Annotated in this window: 19 protein-coding genes; 8 read left to right on the top strand and 11 right to left on the bottom strand. The window is 57.2% G+C overall.

The features are described 5' to 3' along the window. The first annotated feature begins 14 nt into the window (after nt 1-14). Nucleotides 15-1,913: a hypothetical protein gene (locus AC2FF7_RS04340; RefSeq protein ID WP_496905243.1), complete on the top strand. Its 1,899-nt coding sequence runs from the start codon at nt 15-17 to the stop codon at nt 1,911-1,913. A gap of 48 nt (nt 1,914-1,961) precedes the next feature. Here the strand turns inward: AC2FF7_RS04340 and hppD are convergent, their stop codons facing one another. Then, entirely contained in the window at nt 1,962-3,059 is a 1,098-nt protein-coding gene (gene hppD, locus AC2FF7_RS04335; protein ID WP_480867383.1) for a 4-hydroxyphenylpyruvate dioxygenase, read from the bottom strand. 146 nt (nt 3,060-3,205) lie between these two features. Here hppD and AC2FF7_RS04330 point away from each other — a divergent pair, with 146 nt between their 5' ends. Together AC2FF7_RS04330 and AC2FF7_RS04325 are read left to right on the top strand one after the other, a co-directional pair. After that, nucleotides 3,206-3,661 carry an Lrp/AsnC family transcriptional regulator gene (locus tag AC2FF7_RS04330; protein ID WP_170352849.1) on the top strand — a complete coding sequence of 152 codons (456 nt, stop codon included), beginning with the start codon at nt 3,206-3,208 and terminating at the stop codon, nt 3,659-3,661. A 15-nt stretch (nt 3,662-3,676) separates the two neighbouring features. Further along, nucleotides 3,677-5,557 carry a monovalent cation:proton antiporter-2 (CPA2) family protein gene (locus tag AC2FF7_RS04325; protein ID WP_170352848.1) on the top strand — a complete coding sequence of 627 codons (1,881 nt, stop codon included), beginning with the start codon at nt 3,677-3,679 and terminating at the stop codon, nt 5,555-5,557. A 22-nt stretch (nt 5,558-5,579) separates the two neighbouring features. On the opposite strand, the gene cobT is transcribed toward AC2FF7_RS04325, so the two are convergent. Beyond that, nucleotides 5,580-6,593: a nicotinate-nucleotide--dimethylbenzimidazole phosphoribosyltransferase gene (cobT, locus tag AC2FF7_RS04320; RefSeq protein WP_480867382.1), complete on the bottom strand. Its 1,014-nt coding sequence runs from the start codon at nt 6,591-6,593 to the stop codon at nt 5,580-5,582. Between the two features lie 79 nt (nt 6,594-6,672). Between cobT and cobS the strand changes: the two genes are divergently transcribed. Then, entirely contained in the window at nt 6,673-7,437 is a 765-nt protein-coding gene (cobS, locus tag AC2FF7_RS04315) for an adenosylcobinamide-GDP ribazoletransferase (RefSeq protein ID WP_480867381.1), read from the top strand. On the opposite strand, the gene AC2FF7_RS04310 is transcribed toward cobS, so the two are convergent. The 6 genes from AC2FF7_RS04310 to AC2FF7_RS04285 all read right to left on the bottom strand — a co-directional run bounded on the left by AC2FF7_RS04310 (nt 7,434) and on the right by AC2FF7_RS04285 (nt 13,312). Continuing rightward, nucleotides 7,434-8,204 carry an ion channel gene (locus tag AC2FF7_RS04310; RefSeq protein WP_170750707.1) on the bottom strand — a complete coding sequence of 257 codons (771 nt, stop codon included), beginning with the start codon at nt 8,202-8,204 and terminating at the stop codon, nt 7,434-7,436. The genes cobS and AC2FF7_RS04310 overlap by 4 nt on opposite strands. Before the next feature lie 114 nt (nt 8,205-8,318). Further along, nucleotides 8,319-8,828, bottom strand: coding sequence for a CarD family transcriptional regulator (locus AC2FF7_RS04305; protein ID WP_170352844.1), 510 nt, complete (start codon nt 8,826-8,828; stop codon nt 8,319-8,321). Between the two features lie 283 nt (nt 8,829-9,111). After that, the gene (gene fdxA, locus AC2FF7_RS04300) at nt 9,112-9,450 is read right to left on the bottom strand and encodes a ferredoxin FdxA (RefSeq protein ID WP_170352843.1); all 339 of its coding nucleotides are present in this window, start codon (nt 9,448-9,450) and stop codon (nt 9,112-9,114) included. 66 nt (nt 9,451-9,516) lie between these two features. Next, complete coding sequence (locus AC2FF7_RS04295) at nt 9,517-9,882, bottom strand: RNA-binding S4 domain-containing protein (protein ID WP_480867379.1); 366 nt, start codon at nt 9,880-9,882, stop codon at nt 9,517-9,519. Between the two features lie 6 nt (nt 9,883-9,888). Beyond that, nucleotides 9,889-12,687, bottom strand: coding sequence for a helicase-related protein (locus AC2FF7_RS04290; RefSeq protein ID WP_496905242.1), 2,799 nt, complete (start codon nt 12,685-12,687; stop codon nt 9,889-9,891). A gap of 16 nt (nt 12,688-12,703) precedes the next feature. Continuing rightward, on the bottom strand, nt 12,704-13,312 hold the full coding sequence (locus AC2FF7_RS04285; protein ID WP_170352840.1) for a tetratricopeptide repeat protein: 609 nt from the start codon (nt 13,310-13,312) through the stop codon (nt 12,704-12,706). Nucleotides 13,313-13,343: 31 nt separating this feature from the next. Here AC2FF7_RS04285 and AC2FF7_RS04280 point away from each other — a divergent pair, with 31 nt between their 5' ends. From AC2FF7_RS04280 to AC2FF7_RS04270, 3 genes are all read left to right on the top strand, one after another. Continuing rightward, on the top strand, nt 13,344-13,634 hold the full coding sequence (locus AC2FF7_RS04280; protein WP_170750697.1) for an SCP2 sterol-binding domain-containing protein: 291 nt from the start codon (nt 13,344-13,346) through the stop codon (nt 13,632-13,634). After that, nucleotides 13,634-14,599: an alpha/beta fold hydrolase gene (locus tag AC2FF7_RS04275; protein WP_496905241.1), complete on the top strand. Its 966-nt coding sequence runs from the start codon at nt 13,634-13,636 to the stop codon at nt 14,597-14,599. The genes AC2FF7_RS04280 and AC2FF7_RS04275 overlap by 1 nt, the downstream gene beginning before the upstream one ends. A gap of 67 nt (nt 14,600-14,666) precedes the next feature. Further along, nucleotides 14,667-16,487, top strand: coding sequence for a M3 family oligoendopeptidase (locus tag AC2FF7_RS04270; RefSeq protein ID WP_480867373.1), 1,821 nt, complete (start codon nt 14,667-14,669; stop codon nt 16,485-16,487). Here the strand turns inward: AC2FF7_RS04270 and AC2FF7_RS04265 are convergent, their stop codons facing one another. From AC2FF7_RS04265 to AC2FF7_RS04255, 3 genes are read right to left on the bottom strand one after another with little or no spacing between them, the layout of a single operon-like run. Then, entirely contained in the window at nt 16,488-17,375 is an 888-nt protein-coding gene (locus tag AC2FF7_RS04265) for a DMT family transporter (RefSeq protein WP_496905240.1), read from the bottom strand. Nucleotides 17,376-17,378: 3 nt separating this feature from the next. Beyond that, entirely contained in the window at nt 17,379-17,648 is a 270-nt protein-coding gene (locus AC2FF7_RS04260; protein ID WP_480867370.1) for a DksA/TraR family C4-type zinc finger protein, read from the bottom strand. Between the two features lie 58 nt (nt 17,649-17,706). After that, a complete protein-coding gene (locus tag AC2FF7_RS04255; RefSeq protein ID WP_480867368.1) occupies nt 17,707-18,681 on the bottom strand; it encodes a Gfo/Idh/MocA family protein in 975 nt (324 codons plus the stop codon). Between the two features lie 140 nt (nt 18,682-18,821). On the opposite strand from AC2FF7_RS04255, the gene AC2FF7_RS04250 reads away from it, so the two are divergent. Continuing rightward, complete coding sequence (locus AC2FF7_RS04250; protein ID WP_480867367.1) at nt 18,822-20,003, top strand: dipeptidase; 1,182 nt, start codon at nt 18,822-18,824, stop codon at nt 20,001-20,003. Nucleotides 20,004-20,044 lie beyond the last annotated feature (41 nt).

Genomic DNA, 20,044 nt, shown 5'->3' with positions numbered 1-20,044 from the left:
GGTTCTTCCGGATTATGAAACCCGCTTTTGCGCTGTCTTTTTCTACTGCCGGAATTTCTTTGCACCACTTTTCGGATGGTGACTGGTTCTGCGTTGGTGATGTCTCGCTGGATGCCCCGGATTTTTCGGATCAGGTCAAAGCACTGCGCGACAAAGGATTCGCGCTGGAAAATGACCTGAATTGCAAGCTGGTCCTGCCGGCCGATCAGGTTCGGCTCCTTAGCCTTGGAACCGGCGATGAAGATGCCGAAGGACAGAGCCTATTGGTTCAGACCGCGTTAACGGATGCGACGCCCTATACGCTTGAAGACCTGAGATACGACACCGCAACCGACGGCGCGGTGATACATGTGGCAGCGATCGCCCGGCAGACGCTGGATGAGGCAATGGCATTCGCCAACGACTATGGCTTTGTTCCGACCCAGGTCACGACCAACACCGACGAGCAGGGCTACCCGTCCGAGCCTCAATTCCTGGCACCAAGAAACCCGGCCCCCGCAGAAGAGACTCCCGTTTCGGCGCTTCCGGTGCACGCGATCGCGGCCGAAGAAAAGCCAACGGAATTCCGCGCAGCTGCGGCTGCAGAGCACCACGAGGCGTCACTTTCAAACCGTCTTGAAGGATACGGTATACCTATCAGCGCCGCGGCTGCTCTGGGTATCGCCGCCGTTTTGATGTGGGCCTTCCTTGGGTCGGGTGATGATGATGTCACTCTACCGGAAACTGCACTTGTCGAAGAAGCAGCGCAGGAGGCACCATCCAAAACCGCCGTGTCGGAAGCAGAAACACCGGAATCGTCCCCGATCACAGCCGAAACCGAACCAGCTGAAAAGCCAACTGAATTGACCGTTGTCGAACCGGCACCAGAAACCTCAGTTGAAGACACCGATCCCAAAGCGCCCAAGGTTTCTCCGACCGATGCCGCCATTCTTGAGGCTTTGAAGATTGCACCCACCGAAGTCGAGCCGATTGAAACAACCCCCGAACCAGAGCAGCTGCATGCTGGCGCGCAAATAGGCTCGGTTGAGCCTCTGTCTGGTCCTGCGTCGGAATCGCCTGATGCCCAATTTATAGCGTCAACCGATCGATCAGACCTGTCGCGCGATGCCGTGGCTCCGCCATTGGTGACCAGCTTTGCGATGGGAGACGTATACTCCCAACCCAGCGAACCCAGCGCCTCAGGGACGCGGTTTGATCTGGACGAACGCGGACTTGTGAGCGCAACAGCAGAAGGCACGCTGAATCCGGACGGTGTTCTAGTTTTCCTTGGCCGACCGTCAAAAGTCCCGCCAGAAGTACCAGTCCGTTTCGAACAGGAACCAATTGAAGAAGACCCAACGACCAGACTGGCAGAGCTGCGGCCCAACCCTCGTCCATCCGATCTGATAGAACGGTTCGAACGGCAGCAACTTGGCGGTCGAACTCTTGCCGAATTGGCGGTTCTTCGGCCCAAGCTACGTCCGGCGTCGTTGCAACAACGCCCACAGGTAGACGAAACACCAACCGCGCTGGCGGTTGTTCGCGTCCCGCGCCCGAAACCGCGTCCTGCTGGTGTTACCCGACCTGCAAGCACCACCGCAGTCAGTCTTGGGTCGACCGCTGCGATACAGCGAAGCACCAACGAACCTGACACTTTCCAACCGCGGGCGGTGGCCCCGAAAATTCCGTCATCGGCGTCGGTTGCGCGGCAGGCAACGATCGACAACGCAATCAACCTGCGAAAACTGAATCTCATAGGCGTGTATGGCACCCCGGCAAACCGTCGAGCGTTGGTGCGGTTGCCCAGCGGGCGCTACAAAAAGCTGAAGGTTGGGGATCGTCTTGATGGCGGCAACGTTGTCGCGATCGGTGACAGCGAATTGCGATATCAAAAACGCGGTCAGAACGTTACGCTGAAAATGCCCAGAAGTTAAAGGCGACACAGGTGATGCGCCGCCCAATTTACGCATTTGATAACCAGCTCAAGCCGCTGATATTTCACCACTTTCGATCTGCTCGCGCTCGATGGATTCGAACAGCGCCTGAAAGTTGCCCTCGCCAAATCCATCGTCACCTTTGCGCTGGATGAACTCGAAGAATATCGGCCCAATCACTGTTTTTGAGAAAATCTGAAGCAAGATCCGCGTTTCGCCACCGTCCAGAACGCCTTCGCCGTCGATCAGAATGCCGTGTTTCATCATCCGATCCAGTGGCTCTTCGTGGTCGACCACGCGGTCTTTGGACATTTGGTAATACGCTTCGTTTGGGCCGGGCATGAATTTCAAACCCTTTTCGGCAATCGCATCCGTCGACGCATAGATATCCTCGCTGCCGACGGCGATATGCTGGATGCCTTCACCCTTGTACTTTTTCAGATAAGAGACGATCTGCCCGGTCTCGCCGCGATCTTCGTTGATCGGGATGCGAATACGGCCACAGGGCGATGTCAGCGCGCGGCTGTAAAGCCCTGTGAACTTACCCTGAATATCGAAAAAGCGGATCTCACGGAAGTTGAACAAATCGCCGTAAAACTTGAACCACTTGTCCATATTTCCCTTGTAGACGTTGTGGGTGAGGTGATCGAGGTAATAAAACCCGTCACCCCGCGGCTTGGACTGTTCGGTCCACTTGAACTCTTGGTTGTAGGGAGACGTCTCATAATATTGGTCGATGAAATAGATCAAAGACCCGCCGATCCCTTTGATCGCAGGTACGTCCATCGTTTTGTCCGCAGCATCATAGGGCTCGGCGCCCTTGCTGACCGCGTGTTCATAGGCTTTTTGCGCATCCACGACGCGCCACCCCATCGCCGGTGCACAAGGGCCATGTTCTGTAACAAAATTAGCTGCAAAACTGTCCGCATCCGCATTGAGGATGTAAGTCACATCGCCTTGCTGCCACAGTTCCACCGATGGCTTCGTCTTATGGTGACCGACCAACTCAAAGCCCATCTTGGTGAAAAGATCACGCAGCTCTTGCGGGTTGGGATGGGCAAATTCGACAAATTCGAAACCGTCGGTTCCGGCGGGGTTTTCGTTGCTGATGGCGGATTTCGGGGCGTTATGCGGGAAGGGTCCCATGGCGCGTCTCCGTGAAAACAGGAATTTCTTTGCTGATTCCAAAATACGCCTTATTCGGCGCTGTTTCTGCGCATTGTTTTCGAGTAAACTAGGTGGAAACGCGCGATGTCCGCACCAAAACAGATTTTTACGAAAGAAGTCCGCATATGCTGGATTCCACCGATACGCGACTCTTATCAGCACTTCAGACAAATGCGCATCTGACGGCGCATCAGCTGGGTGAGATGCTGAACCTGTCGCCCAGTCAAGCCGGCCGCCGTCGTCAAAGGCTGGAGGCTGAAGGATACATCACCGGCTACGCCGCGCGTCTGGACCCGCTGAAGCTGGGGCTGCAGGTACAAGGCTTTGTTCAGGTCCATCTCGGCACTCACGGTCCGGAACAATCCGAAAGTTTTGCCCGCATGGTCGACACCCGGCCCGAAATCACCAGCGCTTGGACGATGACAGGTGAGGCAGATTACCTGCTTCATGTCTATTGCGACGATCTATCCGCCCTCAATCGCTTGCTTCATCAGGTGATACTGCCGCATCCTGCGGTAGCACGTGTGCAAAGCCAGATCGTTATGGACCAACTCAAGCGCGACGCGCCCCTGCCTACCTGACCCAAAGAGGATAATATGGACGATTTCCTTTACCAGGCTTCGATCTATCTGGCTGCCGCCGTGATCGCTGTGCCGCTGTCGGCGCGCCTGGGGCTTGGTTCGGTCTTGGGATACCTGGCCGCAGGGATCGTCATAGGGCCCATGTTTGGACTGGTCGGCGCCGAAACCGAAAGCCTGCAGCATGTGGCCGAGTTCGGCGTGGTCATGATGCTGTTCCTGATCGGGCTGGAACTGGAACCCCGCGCTTTGTGGGACATGCGCGAGCGCTTGCTGGGATTAGGTGGCCTTCAGGTTTTGCTGTCTACCGGAGTGATCGCGGGCGTTGCCATCTACGCCAATCATCCATGGTCCGTGGCACTGGCAGTCGGTTTGACCTTGTCTTTGTCCTCAACAGCGATCGTTTTGCAAACCTTGTCCGAAAAAGGCTTGATGCAAACGAACGGAGGGCGCGCGACTTTCTCGGTGCTTTTGACGCAAGACATTGCAGTGATCCCGATCCTTGCGCTGCTACCGTTGCTGGCCCTGCCGGCGATTCCGCAAATTCAGAATGACGGTTCCATAAACAGGGCCGCAACGGACCTTCACGACAAGGCGCATCACAGCTTGTCACTGGTCGAAGGCCTGCCGGGCTGGGCCGTCACATTGGTCACTATCGGTGCCATTGCCTTTGTCATTCTGGCTGGTGTCTACCTGACCCGCCCCCTATTCCGCTTTATCCATGCTACGCGCCTACGTGAGATGTATACGGCATTGGCATTGATGATCGTTGTCGGGATTTCCTTTTTGATGACGTTGGTTGGCCTTTCCCCGGCCCTCGGTGCGTTTCTGGCGGGGGTAGTGCTGGCCAGCTCGGAATTCCGGCATGAGATGGAAAGCGATCTGGAACCCTTTAAGGGTTTGTTTCTGGGCCTGTTCTTCATCACCGTCGGGGCCGGAATTGACGTCGCCTATTTCTTCAATGATCCGTTCGATCTGATCGGGCTGGCCCTTTTAGTCATCCTCGTCAAAGGGATCATTCTTTTTCTGGTCGGCCGCGCGTTTAAATTACGTGGTCGCGATCATTGGCTGTTCACGCTGGGGCTGGCGCAAGCGGGCGAGTTTGGGTTTGTTCTACTTGCCTTTTCGACCCAGCAGAACGTCATCCCTCCAGATTTGTCACAAAAGCTGCTGATGATCATCGCTTTGACCATGTTGATCACGCCGCTTCTGTTCATCATCTATGACCTGTTGTCGCGCCGGATGAGCGACGGCGCTCCGACACCCGAACCCGATGAGATAGATGAAAAAGGCCCTGTGATCATTGCCGGGATTGGCCGTTTCGGTCAGATCGTCAACCGGCTGGTTCAGGCCAGTGGGACCAAGACGGTCGTTTTGGACCACGACATTGAGACGGTCCAACTGATGCGTCGGTTCGGCGTCAAAGGGTTTCTGGGCGACCCCACCCGTCCTGAACTGCTGCGCGCCGCTGGCCTGGAAAAAGCTGCTGTTTTGGTGGCCGCGATGGACGATCCTAAACAAGTTACTCGTCTGGTTGGGTTCGCACGTCGTCAGCGACCCGATTTGCACATTATCGCCCGCGCCCGGGACAGAACCCATGTCTATGAACTGTATCAGGCTGGCGCCAATGATATCGTGCGCGAGATGTTTGACGGATCACTGCGTGCTGGTCGGTATGTTCTGGAAAACATCGGCCTGAGCGAATACGAGGCCGCGCAGGCCGAACAGACCTTCTATCATCACGACAGGATGTCGGTACGCGAGTTGGCCGAGCTTTGGATTCCCGGAATGCCGACAGCCGAGAACAAGAAATACATCGAACGGGCCCGACAGTTCGAAAAGGATCTCGAAACCGAGCTGTTGGAACTGGCCGAAAAACACGCCAAAAAGTCAGCGTGACCCAAAGGGTCAGGCCATAAGATCAACCGTCTGACACGCCCGCCTCGGCAAAAGTTGCCATGCCAGAATGACAGGCCACTGCGCTTTTGAGGATATTGATCGCCAGAGCGCCACCCGATCCCTCGCCTAGTCGCAAACCAAGGTTCAGCAGCGGCTGTTTGCCCAGCTTTGCCAAAACCGCGCCATGGGCACCTTCGGCACTTTGATGTCCAGCGACGGAATGATCCAACGCGCCGTCGGCGACATCCGCCAAACACGCAGCGGCGGCCGAGCAGATGAAACCATCCAAGATGACCGGGATACGCAATACCCGCGCTGCCGCGATCGCTCCAGCCATGGCGGCGATCTCGCGTCCGCCGAGACGGCGCAGAATTTCGATCCCATCACCCGTGCCGCCATGCAGCACAACGCCCTCGGCCACAACACGGGTTTTATTCGCAAGACCAGCGTCGTCTACACCGGTGCCCCTGCCCGTCCAGTCCGCAGCGTCACCGCCAAACAAGGCGCAGGCAATTGCGGCAGCCGGGGTGGTGTTGCCAATTCCCATCTCGCCAACCACCAACAGATCGGCGGTTGCGTCTACCGCGTCCCACCCTGTGCGAAGCGCGGCCAACACCTCGGCCTCAGACATCGCAGGACCCGCGGTGAAATCCGCTGTTGGACGGTCCAACTCAAGCGCATGTACATCCATGGTCGCTCCAGCCGACTTGGCAAGCTGGTTGATGGCCGCTCCGCCATGCTCAAAGTTCATCACCATCTGAACGGTGACTTCCGGTGGAAATGCAGACACACCCTGCGCCGTTACGCCATGGTTTCCGGCGAAAACAATCACCTGCGGTGCCGAAATCTGTGGCCGCGCATCCCCGCGCCAACCCGCATACCAGATGGCCAGATCCTCAAGCCGCCCCAATGCGCCGGGTGGCTTGGTCAGTTGCCCATTTCGGTCTGCGGCTCCGTTCACAGCGTCCTGATCAGGGCCCGGCGCACGAAGAAGGGCATCTCGAAAGGAATTTAGGTCTTTAAGTTCAGGCAGCATCCAAAGCCTCGTTGCATCAGAGTGGTCCTGTGTGTTTAACCGAAGCAATCCATCCAACAAGACCCTGAAAGGCGTGGAAATGGCAAAAAACGACACGGTGCCCATTTCCTTGTGGGATATTCCGCTGGCTTTGGTCCTGTTGACGCGTTTGCCCGTCCCCAAACTGCCTTCGCAGGTATTTGCGCGACAGGCCAGCGCTGCATGGGCCTTTCCTTTCGTCGGAGCTATTCTTGGCGCTTTGGCCTGCTGTGTAGGTTGGGCTGCGATGTCAATCGGGCTGAACGCCACGGCCAGCGCCATTTTGGTGGTAACCGCACTAATTCTGTCCACTGGCGCCATGCACGAGGATGGCCTGGCAGATACAGTTGACGGGTTTTGGGGCGGCTTCACCCCCGAACGTCGGCTGGAGATCATGAAGGACAGCCACATTGGCACGTATGGCGTTTTGGCGTTGATCATGTCACTTTTCTTACGCGTCACCTTGATCGAGACGCTGCTCGCGGCCCAGTATTTCTCGGCAATTTTGGCCGCAAGTGTCTGGTCGCGCGCGATGATGCCTCCTGTTATGGCCAGCTTACCGAATGCACGAGGGTCGGGGCTGAGCCAATCGGTTGGCGCCCCAAAGATATCTATTGTCGCGGGCGGCGTCGGATTGGCGTTCGGGATTTGCGCAGTTCTGATCGGGATTTCCGCTTTAGCGGCCGTTCTGTTGAGCGCGCTGGCAGTTTTTGCTCTGGCAATGGTCGCAAGGTCCAAGATCGGCGGTCAGACAGGCGACGTACTGGGCGCGACTCAGCAAATCTCTGAAATCGCTATGCTGCTGACATTGGTTACTTTGCTTTAGGACGAGCCACCTGTCTCAATCCGCAGCACCTCGCCGCAGTGTTTGCAATGAACTGCATCGGGGTCGTGACGGAATAGGCCGCAACTCGGGCATTTGTAGCGCACCTTCTGCGGCATGAAAATTGCCTGCGCGAGACGCACAAATAGCGCAACACCGACCACCATAATGAAAACTGAAAAGAGTTTACCACCCGGAGTGGCCAATGTGATGTCCCCGAAGCCAGTGGTGGTCAGCGTCGCCATCGTAAAATACAGCGCGTCGATATAGGCTGTCTGGCTGTTCTCAGGGATGAAGAATACCAAAACAGCTGTCGAGGTCACGAACACAAAAACCAAAAGGTTGATCGCCGCGATCACCGCATCTTCATGTGTGCGGAAAAACGAGCTGTCACGGCGCAGGTCTCGCAGCAAGTGATACGAATGAATCAAGCGCAAAGCCCTGAGAATACGCAAAAACGCCAGATTACCAGTGATCAGGGGGTCAAGCATCAAAGACAGAATGACTACCACATCCGCCAGTGTGTAAACCTTGAAGAAAAGCTGCCAGGGTTTCTTTGCGATCCACAGACGGGCAGAAAAATCCAACAGGATCAAAAAGCCCACGATCATGCTGGCGGCTGAAATTCCGGGACCATGAGGAATATGCGCCGTGGCAATAAAGAAAACGATAGTTCCGGCGTCGAACAGGATCAGACAATATCGGAACCAGACCGACACCGGATCGTGGCCGATATATAGATACCTGAGAGTTTTCTTTATCCTTGCCATCTATCCGCCTCTACCCAAACGGAAATTAGCGGATTTTCCTCAGTTCACCAAGCCCGTCAAACGGAAAAGGCCGCCTGTGATACAGGCGGCCCATCGAAATTTGTAGTAGGTCGATTAGGCGGCGCGCGATGTCAGGACTTCGTCCACTTGTTTGGCCGCAGACACCTCGCCTGCCCCTGAAACGGCGGCAACTTCACGGGTCAGACGCTCAAGCGCAGCCTCGTACAGCTGACGTTCGGAATAGCTTTGTTCGCGCTGATCATCGGTGCGGTGCAGATCGCGGACAACTTCGGCGATCGAGATCAGGTCGCCTGAGTTGATTTTCTGTTCATATTCCTGCGCCCGACGCGACCACATTGCGCGCTTGACCTTGGCCTTACCCTTCAAGGTTTTCATCGCTTGGCTAATGACGTCCGGTGAACTCAGCGACCGAAGGCCAGATTCTGTTGCCTTGTTGGTCGGAACGCGCAAGGTCATCTTGTCTTTTTCAAAAGAAATCACGAACAGCTCGAGCGAATATCCCGCGACTTCCTGCTCCTCGATCGAGATGATCTGTCCCACGCCATGGGCTGGGTAGACAACATAATCGTTCGGGCGGAACTCAAGCTTTTTCGACTTAGACATACAGGTTCATCCTTGGTTAAATGAGCTGGACAACAGACAACAATACGCCCCAACCCGCGCCACTCTGGCCCGGTCAGGCGGTTTGTTTGTCTAAAAATCAAAACTCCAAAGCGTACATACTTACGGAGTCATCCCCAGCTCAGTCATCATTCAGCTACCAAGTATATCACAAAAATGCGACACACGAAAGCAGCGCGGATAGACAAAGCACTAAATTTAAATAAAAACAAAATGTTAAGAGGATTTCTTGCTCTTAAACTAAAGAGTTTAGGCGGCGAATCGCTTAACCGCCTTCACCCGGTGCTTCCGAGAAATACTTCTCCATTTTACCCTCTTCACCGTCGCGTTCTTCGGCTTCGGGCAGCGGGTCTTTTTTGGTAATGATAACCGGCCACATTTCCGAGTATTTCCGGTTGAACTCGACCCATTGGTCCATGCCCGGCTCGGTGTCCGGGCGGATGGCGTCGGCGGGGCATTCGGGTTCGCAAACGCCACAGTCAATGCATTCGTCCGGATGAATGACCAGCGTGTTTTCACCTTCATAGAAACAATCCACCGGGCACACTTCGACACAGTCGGTGTATTTGCAGCCAATGCAGTTTTCAGTGACAACGTAGGTCATGTTCGGATTCCCGTTTGCGCTTTGGACGTCTAGCTAAATCAGTATGGCGTCAGCTTCAAGATAGGATCAGCTATCGAGATTGCGAGAAAGATCAAGCGCGCGCCGATCTTTCTTGGTTGGACGACCTTTTCCTTCAAAGCTTGGATTTCGCGGCGGCTTGTCCTGCTTTTCGGTCAAATCCGTATATAGCGTTTGTGCCTCGGGGGCCGGGCCGCGGCGTTCACCCAGTTTTTCCACCCGCACAACACACACAATGCGGCCCTGCGGAAAGGTCAGAACGTCTCCGGGGCTGATGGCTGTCGCCGGTTTCAGCACCCGGTTGCCGTTCAAGCGCACATGGCCGCCGCTGACCTGTTTGGCCGACAGGCTGCGGGTCTTGAAGAACCGCGCCTGCCACAGCCATTTGTCGATCCGCAGCTTGGCCTCGGACATGCGCGTTTAGTTGCCGTCCTTCAGACCCATCAACGCAGCGGCGAAGGGGTTGTCGGGATCAATGGCTTTCTCTTTCTTGGGCGGACGGGCCGAGAAGGATTTCGCGCCTTGCGGCTTGCCACCCTTTTTGCCCTGCGGGCGGCGGTTGTCCTGAGGTTTGCCACGCGGCTTGCCCTTGCCCTGCCCCTGTTCGCGGCGCGGACCGCGGTTTTGCTGGCGCTGGCGGCCCCATGTGAAGGTGTAGAACACCTCAACCTCGGGCTCATCAGTTGCGGGTCCTGCGACCGGAGCCTTGGCTGCCGCCTCGGTGCTTTCGGTGGCCTCGGCGGGTGCGGCGGCCTCATCCGTCGCACCTGCGTCGGCCGAGGTTTCCTCAGTCACAGGTTGCTCGGACGCTTCTGCCGCAGGTTGTTCAGCAGGAGCGGCTTTGACCTTTTCACGCTCGCCACGCTCGGCCTTGTAACCCAAGCCTTGCATCAGGTCGGCGAATTGCTCGAGCGTCATACCGGTGATCGAGAGCATGTCGGGCTTGGCTTCGAACCCACCACGACTGTCCTCAGACCGCAGCATGTCGGCCAGACGTTCCAGCATATCGATACGGATCGAACGCTCACCGGCATCGCGGTAACCGCACATTGTGTCATAGCCCCGCGGCGCGTCCTTGGCGACTGGCACCGTGACCAGGCCCGGAGGTGGCGCTTCGGGAAATTCCTGCAAGCCACCCGCAAGCGCCCACAGAACAAGACGTAGGCGCGTCGGCGCAGGTTTCAGCAGCAGCGGCATGAAGATGGTAAACTGGCCAAACCGGATACCGTGCTTGCGCAGCGCTCCGCGGGCGTCCTGATCCAGATCCTTCACGTCTTGCGCGACCTGCGCGCGAGGCAGAATGCCCAATGCCTCGACCATGCGGAAGGCAAAGCCCTTGGCCAGACCGCTCAGCTCCTCGTCCCGTGACAAGTTCAGCAGCGGTTCAAACAGCGCGGCCACCTTGCGGTCGATGAAGTGCTGCAAGCGGCGCTGCACTTTTTGTTCGACGTCGGGGCCTGCGGCTTCATCCACGAAGACCTCGACCATGGGCTTGAGCGGTTCTGCCCCGGCAACCAGCTTGCCGACGGCATATTCGCCCCACATCAGGCCACCTTGTTCGGTGAAATCAATTTCGGTATCGGGCGCGTTGTAGAAGCGATCGGCGCGCAGATGGAATTGCGGCGCGAGGGCCTGCAAGGACGCCGATTTCAAAGCTTTCGCCTCGGTCCCCTGCGCAGCCTTGTCCGGGCTAAACCGGAACCCTTCCAAACGACCGACGAATTCGCCTTCGACGGTCACTTCACCCTTGTCATTTACTTCGGCCAAAAGGGCCTCCTTCTGTTTGAGCCGCCGCAGCAAAACGGATGTGCGCCGGTCCACAAATCGTTGGGTCAGACGGTCATGTAATGCATCTGACAGCCTGTCTTCTACAGTGCGCGTTTCCTCACGCCAATGGGATTCGTCACGAACCCATCCGTTTCGTTGCGCAACATATGTCCAGGTGCGAATATATGCTAGCCGTTTGGAGAGCGCATCAATATCTCCGTCCGTCCGATCAATCCGGCGGATTTGCCGCGCCATGAAGTCATCAGGGATCGACTGGCGTTCGTGCAGATGCCCGTAGATCACCTCGAGCAGGCTGGCATGTTCCGAATGGCTGATGCCGCGAAAATCGGGGATTCGGCACACATCCCACAGCAGGCGCACGGATTGAGGATCGCTGGCGCGGGCCATGACCTCGGTCACTTGTGACAGCGATTTCAGCACGTTCAGATCGTCGGCGGGCCGTGCTTTGAGCAGGTTTTCGTTGTCGGGACTGACTTCTAGCGAGTCGATCAGCGCCTCGATGGATCCGAACCGCAAGGCAGCATTCCGCCAGTTCAGCTTTTTCATCGGCGTGAAGCGGCTGTCCATGATCGCTTGTGCTGTGCCTTCGTCCAACGGCGGGGCCTCGCCCGTGACGCCAAACGTGCCATCCGACATCCCACGCCCGGCCCGGCCTGCGATCTGGGCCAGTTCGTTTGGGGCCAAGGGCCGCATCCGCCGACCGTCAAACTTGGTCAGCGAAGAAAAAGCCACGTGATTCACGTCCAGATTCAAGCCCATACCGATGGCGTCGGTGGCGACCAGATAATCAACTTCGCCATTCTGATAGAGGTCCACCTGCGCATTACGGGTGCGCGGGCTGAGCGCCCCCATGACCACGGCCGCCCCTCCCTTTTGACGACGCAGCAGTTCCGCGATGGCATAGACGTTATCAACCGAGAACCCGACGATGGCGCTGCGTGGAGGCATCCGGCTGATCTTTTTCGACCCGGCATAGACCAGTTGAGACATCCGTTCGCGCCGCACGAACTGTGCCTCGGGCACCAGTGCTGATATGGGACCACGCATGGTGTCCGAGCCTAGGAACAGCGTCTCGCTTGTACCGCGAGACCGCAGCAGACGGTCGGTGAAAACATGGCCGCGTTCAGGGTCGGTACACAGCTGGATTTCGTCGATGGCCACGAAATCGGCGCCAATACCCTCGGGCATCGCCTCGACCGTGCAGACCCAGTATTGGGTGCGCGGCGGCACGATCCGTTCTTCGCCCGTAACAAGCGCCACGACGGACGGCCCGCGAATGGCGACGATCTTGTCATAAACCTCGCGCGCCAGCAGACGCAGCGGCAGGCCGATAACACCTGTCCGGTGGCCCAGCATCCGCTCGATCGCGTAATGAGTTTTGCCTGTATTGGTTGGGCCCAGTACGGCCACGATTCGGGATGACCCGCTCACTCTTGCCCCCTGCCCCTTAGAGGGACGAGCCCTCGACCTGAGGCTTCAGTCGATTCACCGCATTGGTTACTTCTTCATGATGGGGATGTATAGCCAATGCACGCTCGTAGACAGCCAGCGCTTTGTCCGGTTGGCCAATAATCTCAAAGATCAGGCCAAGACCGTAGATCGCTTCGTAATGGTTCGGGTTAAGTGTCAGCGCGTATTCCAGATCAGCGGCTGCCAAGCCAAACCGTTCAACCCCAAAAAATGCCGACGCGCGTACGTGCCACCCTTCTGCAAAGTCAGGCGCATGATCGGTCAGCGCCGTCAGATGTTCGATAGCCGCCTTTGTATCACCGTCATCCAGCGCCTCACGTCCCCGTTCCAGCAAAAGATCAGCCGAGGCTGAACCCGATAACGACCACAGAGACTTGAGTTGACGATCAATGCCAATCGCTTGATCGGGTGTTGATTGCGCCAATTGCTGCAATAGCTCGGCTTCATCCCGTGAATCTGCCTGCTGTGCAAGACAAGGGATGGAAAACGTGACTAGCAGCGCGGTTGCCGCGACGATACCTTTGAGATTGGTGCTTGCAATGCTCATAACAACGGTCAGTGTAGCGTAGCGCAGGAGGATGTCCATTCCCTGTGCTCAAATCAAAGTGAGGAGAACCATGAGCGACACTCTGGAAAAAGCCGCAGCGGCGCTGAACGAAAAACTGGCCGACAGCGGCTTTGGCGCATCCGCCAAGTTCGCCATTGAAGGTGTGGGTTCGATTGTTCTGGACGGCAGCGGCGCGCGTGTCAGCGACGAAGAAGCTGACGTCACCATGAACGCTGATGTCGACACGTTCGAACAAATCCTTAGCGGTGAGCTGAACCCGACCGGTGCTTTCATGTCCGGCAAGCTGACCGTCGATGGTGACATGGGTGTCGCCATGCAACTGGCATCGGCGCTGGCCTGATGGAAATGTCGTCGGCCCCTTTGTTCGAAGACGTGGCCGGCGCACCCGCCGGTGGACAGGCCCATTGGCTGACGACCTCTGACGGGGTTCGCATCCGAGTGGCTCATTGGCTGCCACAGGGTGATGCGGTCGGGACTGTGTTCATGTTTCCCGGCCGTACAGAATATATCGAGAAGTACGGCAATGCCGCGACTGAGTTTGTCGGGCGTGGATTTGCATTTCTGGCGATCGACTGGCGTGGTCAGGGGCTGGCCGATCGCCCTCTGGACGACCCGCGTGTCGGACATGTCGATACGATACCGGATTATCAGATGGATGCTCAGGCCGCTTTTGCGCTGGCCACAGAGCTGGACCTACCCAAACCGTGGCACGTCATCGGTCACTCGATGGGCGGTGCCATTGGCCTGCGGGCTGTACTTGAAACTGACAAGTTTGCCACCTGCGCGTTTACCGGGCCAATGTGGGGAATATTCTTCACCCCATTGATGAAACCGCTGAGCAGGTTGACCGCCTATTGGGGCCCTCGGTTCGGGCTGGGTGAGAAAACCCCGCCCACGACATCTTTGGAAAGCTACGTCCTGTCGCAACCGTTTGAAGGCAACGTGCTAACGCGTGATCCAGCGATGTATCAGATGATGCAGGATCAGCTCAACGTCCATCCCGAGTTGGTGCTAGGCGCACCCTCAACAATCTGGCTGCGCGAGGCGCTGGACGAATGCGCTTGGTTGATGGAGCAAACTGCCCCCACCATTCCGTGCCTGACTTTCCTTGGAACCCATGAACAGATCGTCGACCGCAAGGCGATCCGCGCCCGTATGGCCAACTGGCCCAGCGGCACGCTGGTGGAAATCCCCGACGGCGAACACGAGGTTTTGATGGAAGCGCCTGAGGTCCGCGGCCCCGTTTTCGACCAGTTGGCGGCGCATTTCATGGCTGCCGAACGTGAACCTGCCCTGTCTGACTAACACCCCGCTTGTGATCCCTGCCCGGCACGCCTAGATGTTGGCGAAAGCTGTTATTTCGAGGTGATCCATGCGCGACCTTCCCTTCCCCGTCCGTGACGCAAACGCAGTCGGCGGGTCCGACAATCTTGGCAACCTACCGGAATGGGACCTGACGGATCTGTACAGCTCGGAAGAGGCGCCGGAACTGTCGCGCGATCTGGACTGGCTGGAAGGCGAATGTGCGTCCTTTGCCGCAGACTACGAGGGCAAGCTGGCCGATCTGGATGCCGATGGCCTTCTGCAATGCGTCCTGCGTAACGAAAAGATCAACGCCATTGCCGGGCGGATCATGTCCTTCGCCGGTCTGCGGTACTACCAGCTGACCACCGATGCGGACCGCGCCAAGTTCCTGTCGGATATGCAGGAAAAGATTACCATCTTCACAACGCCGCTGGTGTTCTTCACGCTTGAGATCAATCGTATCGACGATGATGCGCTGAAAGCCCGGTTCGACGCCAATGCGGATCTGGGACGGTATGAACCCGTATTCCGCCGCATCCGCGCGATGAAGCCCTATCAACTTTCTGATGAGTTGGAGAAGTTCCTGCACGATCTGGGTGTTGTCGGCGATGCATGGGAACGTCTGTTTGACGAAACCATCGCCGGCCTGACCTTTGACATCGAAGGCGAAGAGCTGAACATCGAAGGCACCCTGAACCTGCTGACCGAGCAGGACCGGAGCAAACGCGAAACCGCTGCTCGGGAATTGGCGCGGGTGTTTCAGGACAACGTCAAAACCTTTGCCCGTGTTCACAACACACAGGCCAAAGAGAAAGAAATCGTAGACCGCTGGCGCAATATGCCAACCGCTCAAACCGGTCGCCACCTGTCAAACGACGTGGAACCCGAAGTGGTTGAGGCTCTGCGCGAAGCCGTCGTCGCCGCCTATCCTAAACTGAGTCACCGCTACTACGAGCTCAAGCGCAAATGGCTGGGGCTGGATGTGATGCAGGTCTGGGACCGCAACGCGCCCTTGCCGATGGAAGACACACGCATCGTCGGTTGGGACGAGGCCGAAAAGACCGTAATGGATGCCTATAACGCGTTTGACCCGCGCATGGGCGATATCGCCGCCCCCTTCTTCAGCAAAGGCTGGATTGATGCCGCGGTGAAGCCGGGCAAGGCACCGGGTGCATTTGCCCACCCGACCGTCACCGACGTGCACCCCTACGTGATGCTCAACTATCTGGGCAAACCGCGCGACGTGATGACCCTGGCGCACGAGCTGGGTCATGGTGTCCACCAAGTACTGGCCGCCGGTCAGGGCGAGATGCTGTCCTCTACCCCGCTGACACTGGCCGAAACGGCCTCGGTCTTTGGTGAGATGTTGACCTTCCGCAAGATGCTGGATCAGTCCGAAACCCCCGAACAGCGCAAAGTGCTATTGGCGGGCAAGGTCGAGGACATGATCAACACGGTCGTCCGCCAGATTGCGTTCTATGATTTCGAATGCAAACTCCACGCCGCCCGCCGCGAAGGTGAGTTAACGCCCGACGACATCAACTCCCTGTGGATGAGCGTTCAGGCCGAAAGCCTTGGCCCCGCGTTCGAATTCATGGACGGGTACGAGACCTTCTGGGCCTATATCCCACACTTCGTCCACTCGCCCTTCTACGTCTACGCCTACGCGTTTGGCGATGGCTTGGTGAACGCCCTCTATTCCGTTTACGCAAGCGGGTCCGATGGGTTCGAGGACAAGTATTTCGACATGCTGCGCGCCGGTGGTTCGATGCACCACAAGGAACTGCTGGCCCCGTTCGGGTTGGACGCGAGCGACCCCAAGTTCTGGGATAAGGGCCTGTCGATGATCTCGGGCTTTATCGACGAATTGGAAGCGATGGAGGGCTGATCATTTCTGGTTTTTGGTGGTCAGAAACACGGCCAGCACGATCAGCACACCCCCAAGGGTCGCAATCGGCGTGATTGCGGCCCCCAGAAACAGCGCCGAATTGACAAAGGTGAACACGACCGAGGCCGCAAACATCAAGGTTGCGGTCAAGGTCGAAACCCGCGCAGCAGCCTCGTACCACAGGTAATAGGCGCAGGCGGTCGGCAGCACGCCCAGCAGGATCAGGAACACGACGTCATTCACCGTTGGAACCTGCATCGAAAACGCGGCAAGCGGCAGCAGAAGAACCCCGGAACACAAGAAGATGCCGAACAGGAAGTTCAGCCGCTCTCCGGTCGATTTCGAATTGCGCATAGCCCGACTGCTTGAGATCAGGAAGACCGCCCAGCTTAGCCCGGCTCCGATTTCAAGAAGATCCCCGAATAGGGGCTCTCCACCTCCTTGCAAGTCCCGGAAAACGGTCAGAAAAACGCCCAGAATTGCCAAAACTGTGGCCAGAACATCGGTTCGCGTGACCGGTGTATCCGCAAAGAAATAAAGGAAAACCAGCACGAAAAAGGGCGCTGTGTTCTCCAAAACCATCGCATTGGCCGCGCCGGTATGTTCAAGCCCGATGTGGAACAGGATATAGTTCACAACGGTCGACAATACGGCCAGACGGAAATTCCAGTCACTCAACCGGATCGAGGCGGAAACCCGCATCAGACGCAACATGCAATAAATCGCCAACGCCGCGATGAACAGGCGCGAGACCGCGATTTGCAACCCGCCCAGATCGCTGGTCAGATAGCGCACGATTACGCTATGCGCACCCCACAAGAACGCAGCCAGGAATCCAAGAACCAATCCATTCTGCAACAGTGGCTGTTTTGGCATGGGCTCAGGCATGGACTATTTCAACTGACTGTCCTTGGACCCGCGCCGATTGATCCCGGACCGCGCTTTGAACGCACCGTCCCTATCCTGCTGGCAATCCAGACAGAGTTTCACCCCCGGCAAGGCAAGTCTGCGTTTCTCGGGGATCGGCTCTTCGCATTCTGCGCAATGGGTCAGGCTTTCGCCCTGGTGGCGCTTTTGCGCCTGCATCCGGGCCAGTTCGTCGGATATCGACGCCTCGATCTGTTCACTTACCGCGCCGTCACGCGCCCAGCCGCCAGCCATTGGTCGCCTCCTGTTTGGGTGGCGACCAGATTAAGTCACGGGGCCCATGTGTGGCAAGTCAGAGCGGCAATGCACCTTCAAACACGCTGTCAATCACCTCTTGCGTCCCTCGTGAAAACTCAAGTGAGCAAAGATAATCCGCCCCTTCACGCACTGAACGACAGAATGCCTCGACCTGCAGTTTATAGTGATCATCACCGGGGAACCGTATGACCTGAACCTCAAGCCCCGGACGATGCAGTTCGACGCGTGCTTCGCCAAAGACTCGCGCGTTGAACGGTGTCGTCAGTCGGATAACGCCGCCCTCGCCGTGAAAGACCATCTCTTGATGGGGATGCATACGGATCGAAACGTAACTGGAATATGTAAAATCAGGGAACTGAGCACGAATTTCGGTGAAGGCATCAATACCGTTCTCCCACCGGATTGCAGATTGTACCGACACCGGTTCCTGCCCGGTAGCGAACCGTGCGCTGCCAATCACATAGACACCAATGTCGCGCAGCCCTCCGCCACCGGTTTCCGCACGATTGCGGATGTTTTCGGTTTCTGCACGATTGTCAAAACTGAACGCCCCCGTCACATGCACGAGCTTACCAATCGCGCCATCTGCGATCAGCTTGCGCGCGAACTGCCACTGTGGATGATGCACGATCATATAAGCCTCGGCCGCCAGCAACCCGGTTTCATCCCGTTTAGCAATCAAGGCGTCAAACTCATGTGCCTGCATGGTCATCGGTTTTTCGCACAACACATGTTTGCCAGCGTCCAGCGCCTTCAAAGACCAATCTACATGCATGTGGTTCGGCAATGGAATATAAACCGCCTCGATCTGCGGGTCAGCCAGCATCGCATCATAACTGTCGTAAACGGTCAGGTCCGGGCAAAACGCCTGAAAAGGTTCGGCCTTTTCCGGGCTGGACGTCGCCAATCCGGCAAACCGCGCCCCGTCCGCTGCATGAATGGCCGGTGCCATGAACCGACGCGCGAAATTCGCGGCGCCCAGTACACCCCATTGAACAGGTTTTTGCATTGATCCCTCCCACATTCTCGCAACATCGTTATCGCTAACGGCAAAATCTCTGCTGTTCTAGCAACGTCTGGACGCGAAGTCAGGCTTTTATCTGCTTCAAACGAACGTAAGCTGACATCGCATACTGAAAGGAACCGGGAATGCGCAGATTTCTTAAATGGGTCGGCGGGCTGACAGGAACAGCAATGGCCGCTGGCTTGTTGATTTTCTTTGTTTTTTTGCCACCCTATATCGAAGGCAAACGCAACAACGTCATCGACCACGCGCCGTACCCAGTGACAGATTCAGCCGCCGCTTTACACGAAACTTTGATCGTAGGCGACCTGCACGCTGACCCTTTGCTATGGAGTCGCGACCTGACCGAACGCGGTACGCGAGGACAGGTGGACATCCCCCGACTGATCGAAGGAAACGTCGCCCTGCAGGTCTTCACCGCGGTCACGAAATCCCCTGCTGGTCAGAACTATGAGGCCAACTCGGCCGATGCGTTCGACAATATCACCCTCCTGGCGATCGGGCAGCTTTGGCCGCTTCGAACCTGGGACAGCCTCATGCAGCGCGCAGTCTATCAAGCTGAAAAGCTGCATCAGTTCGAGGCGGCCTCGGATGGAAAGCTGAAAGTTGTCAAATCCCGTAGTGACCTAGAGGACGTGCTGGCCGCTCGTGCGAGCGGCCAAGCCGTTGTTGGGGGTATCCTCGGCATCGAAGGGGCCCACGCGCTTGAGGGGGATTTGACAAATCTGGATACCCTGTTTGACGCCGGACATCGGGTGTTTGGCCTTCAGCACTTCTTTGACAATGAATTGGGCGCATCTTTGCACGGACAGGCGAACACCGGACTGACGGAATTCGGTCGCGACGTTGTTGCCCAATTGGCCGAAATGCCCGTCGTCATCGACCTTGCCCATTCCAGCCCTCTGGTCGCACGGGATGTGATCGCGATGACGGACGTTCCACTGATAGTCAGCCATGGCGGGCTACACGGCTTCTGCGCCGTCAAACGGAACTTTCCCGATGATCTGATGCAAGAGATCGCGGCCACCGGAGGCGTAATAGGCATGGGATACTGGGCCGACGTAACCTGCGGAGATATCACCCCTGCAGGCGTGGCCAAGATGATCAAGGCGGCAGTCGATACTGTTGGGGAAGATCACGTCTCGCTTGGGTCGGATTACGACGGGTCGGTCGAGACCGCGTTTGACACATCTGAACTTGCGGCGCTGACCTCGGGCCTGTTGAGCGAAGGTCTGACCGAGGCGCAAATCCGCAAGGTTATGGGCGAGAACATGGTTCGCGTGTTTCGCCAGCAGTTGACCCAATAAAAAAAGCCCGCCGAGACAGGCGGGCTTTTAATCACACCGGC

It is taken from the genome of Ruegeria sp. YTSC325, assembly GCF_059609525.1.
The sequence above is the reverse complement of the archived record's forward strand: the minus strand, read 5'-3'. Positions and strand labels throughout refer to the sequence as shown.

What these genes read in the sequence shown, in the direction of transcription:
- AC2FF7_RS04340 (WP_496905243.1), top strand. Translation starts at nt 15, where the DNA reads ATGAAACCCGCTTTTGCGCTGTCTTTTTCTACTGCCGGAATTTCTTTG.
- hppD (WP_480867383.1), bottom strand. Translation starts at nt 3,059, where the DNA reads ATGGGACCCTTCCCGCATAACGCCCCGAAATCCGCCATCAGCAACGAA.
- AC2FF7_RS04330 (WP_170352849.1), top strand. Translation starts at nt 3,206, where the DNA reads ATGCTGGATTCCACCGATACGCGACTCTTATCAGCACTTCAGACAAAT.
- AC2FF7_RS04325 (WP_170352848.1), top strand. Translation starts at nt 3,677, where the DNA reads ATGGACGATTTCCTTTACCAGGCTTCGATCTATCTGGCTGCCGCCGTG.
- cobT (WP_480867382.1), bottom strand. Translation starts at nt 6,593, where the DNA reads ATGCTGCCTGAACTTAAAGACCTAAATTCCTTTCGAGATGCCCTTCTT.
- cobS (WP_480867381.1), top strand. Translation starts at nt 6,673, where the DNA reads ATGGCAAAAAACGACACGGTGCCCATTTCCTTGTGGGATATTCCGCTG.
- AC2FF7_RS04310 (WP_170750707.1), bottom strand. Translation starts at nt 8,204, where the DNA reads ATGGCAAGGATAAAGAAAACTCTCAGGTATCTATATATCGGCCACGAT.
- AC2FF7_RS04305 (WP_170352844.1), bottom strand. Translation starts at nt 8,828, where the DNA reads ATGTCTAAGTCGAAAAAGCTTGAGTTCCGCCCGAACGATTATGTTGTC.
- fdxA (WP_170352843.1), bottom strand. Translation starts at nt 9,450, where the DNA reads ATGACCTACGTTGTCACTGAAAACTGCATTGGCTGCAAATACACCGAC.
- AC2FF7_RS04295 (WP_480867379.1), bottom strand. Translation starts at nt 9,882, where the DNA reads ATGTCCGAGGCCAAGCTGCGGATCGACAAATGGCTGTGGCAGGCGCGG.
- AC2FF7_RS04285 (WP_170352840.1), bottom strand. Translation starts at nt 13,312, where the DNA reads ATGGACATCCTCCTGCGCTACGCTACACTGACCGTTGTTATGAGCATT.
- AC2FF7_RS04280 (WP_170750697.1), top strand. Translation starts at nt 13,344, where the DNA reads ATGAGCGACACTCTGGAAAAAGCCGCAGCGGCGCTGAACGAAAAACTG.
- AC2FF7_RS04275 (WP_496905241.1), top strand. Translation starts at nt 13,634, where the DNA reads ATGGAAATGTCGTCGGCCCCTTTGTTCGAAGACGTGGCCGGCGCACCC.
- AC2FF7_RS04270 (WP_480867373.1), top strand. Translation starts at nt 14,667, where the DNA reads ATGCGCGACCTTCCCTTCCCCGTCCGTGACGCAAACGCAGTCGGCGGG.
- AC2FF7_RS04265 (WP_496905240.1), bottom strand. Translation starts at nt 17,375, where the DNA reads ATGCCTGAGCCCATGCCAAAACAGCCACTGTTGCAGAATGGATTGGTT.
- AC2FF7_RS04260 (WP_480867370.1), bottom strand. Translation starts at nt 17,648, where the DNA reads ATGGCTGGCGGCTGGGCGCGTGACGGCGCGGTAAGTGAACAGATCGAG.
- AC2FF7_RS04255 (WP_480867368.1), bottom strand. Translation starts at nt 18,681, where the DNA reads ATGCAAAAACCTGTTCAATGGGGTGTACTGGGCGCCGCGAATTTCGCG.
- AC2FF7_RS04250 (WP_480867367.1), top strand. Translation starts at nt 18,822, where the DNA reads ATGCGCAGATTTCTTAAATGGGTCGGCGGGCTGACAGGAACAGCAATG.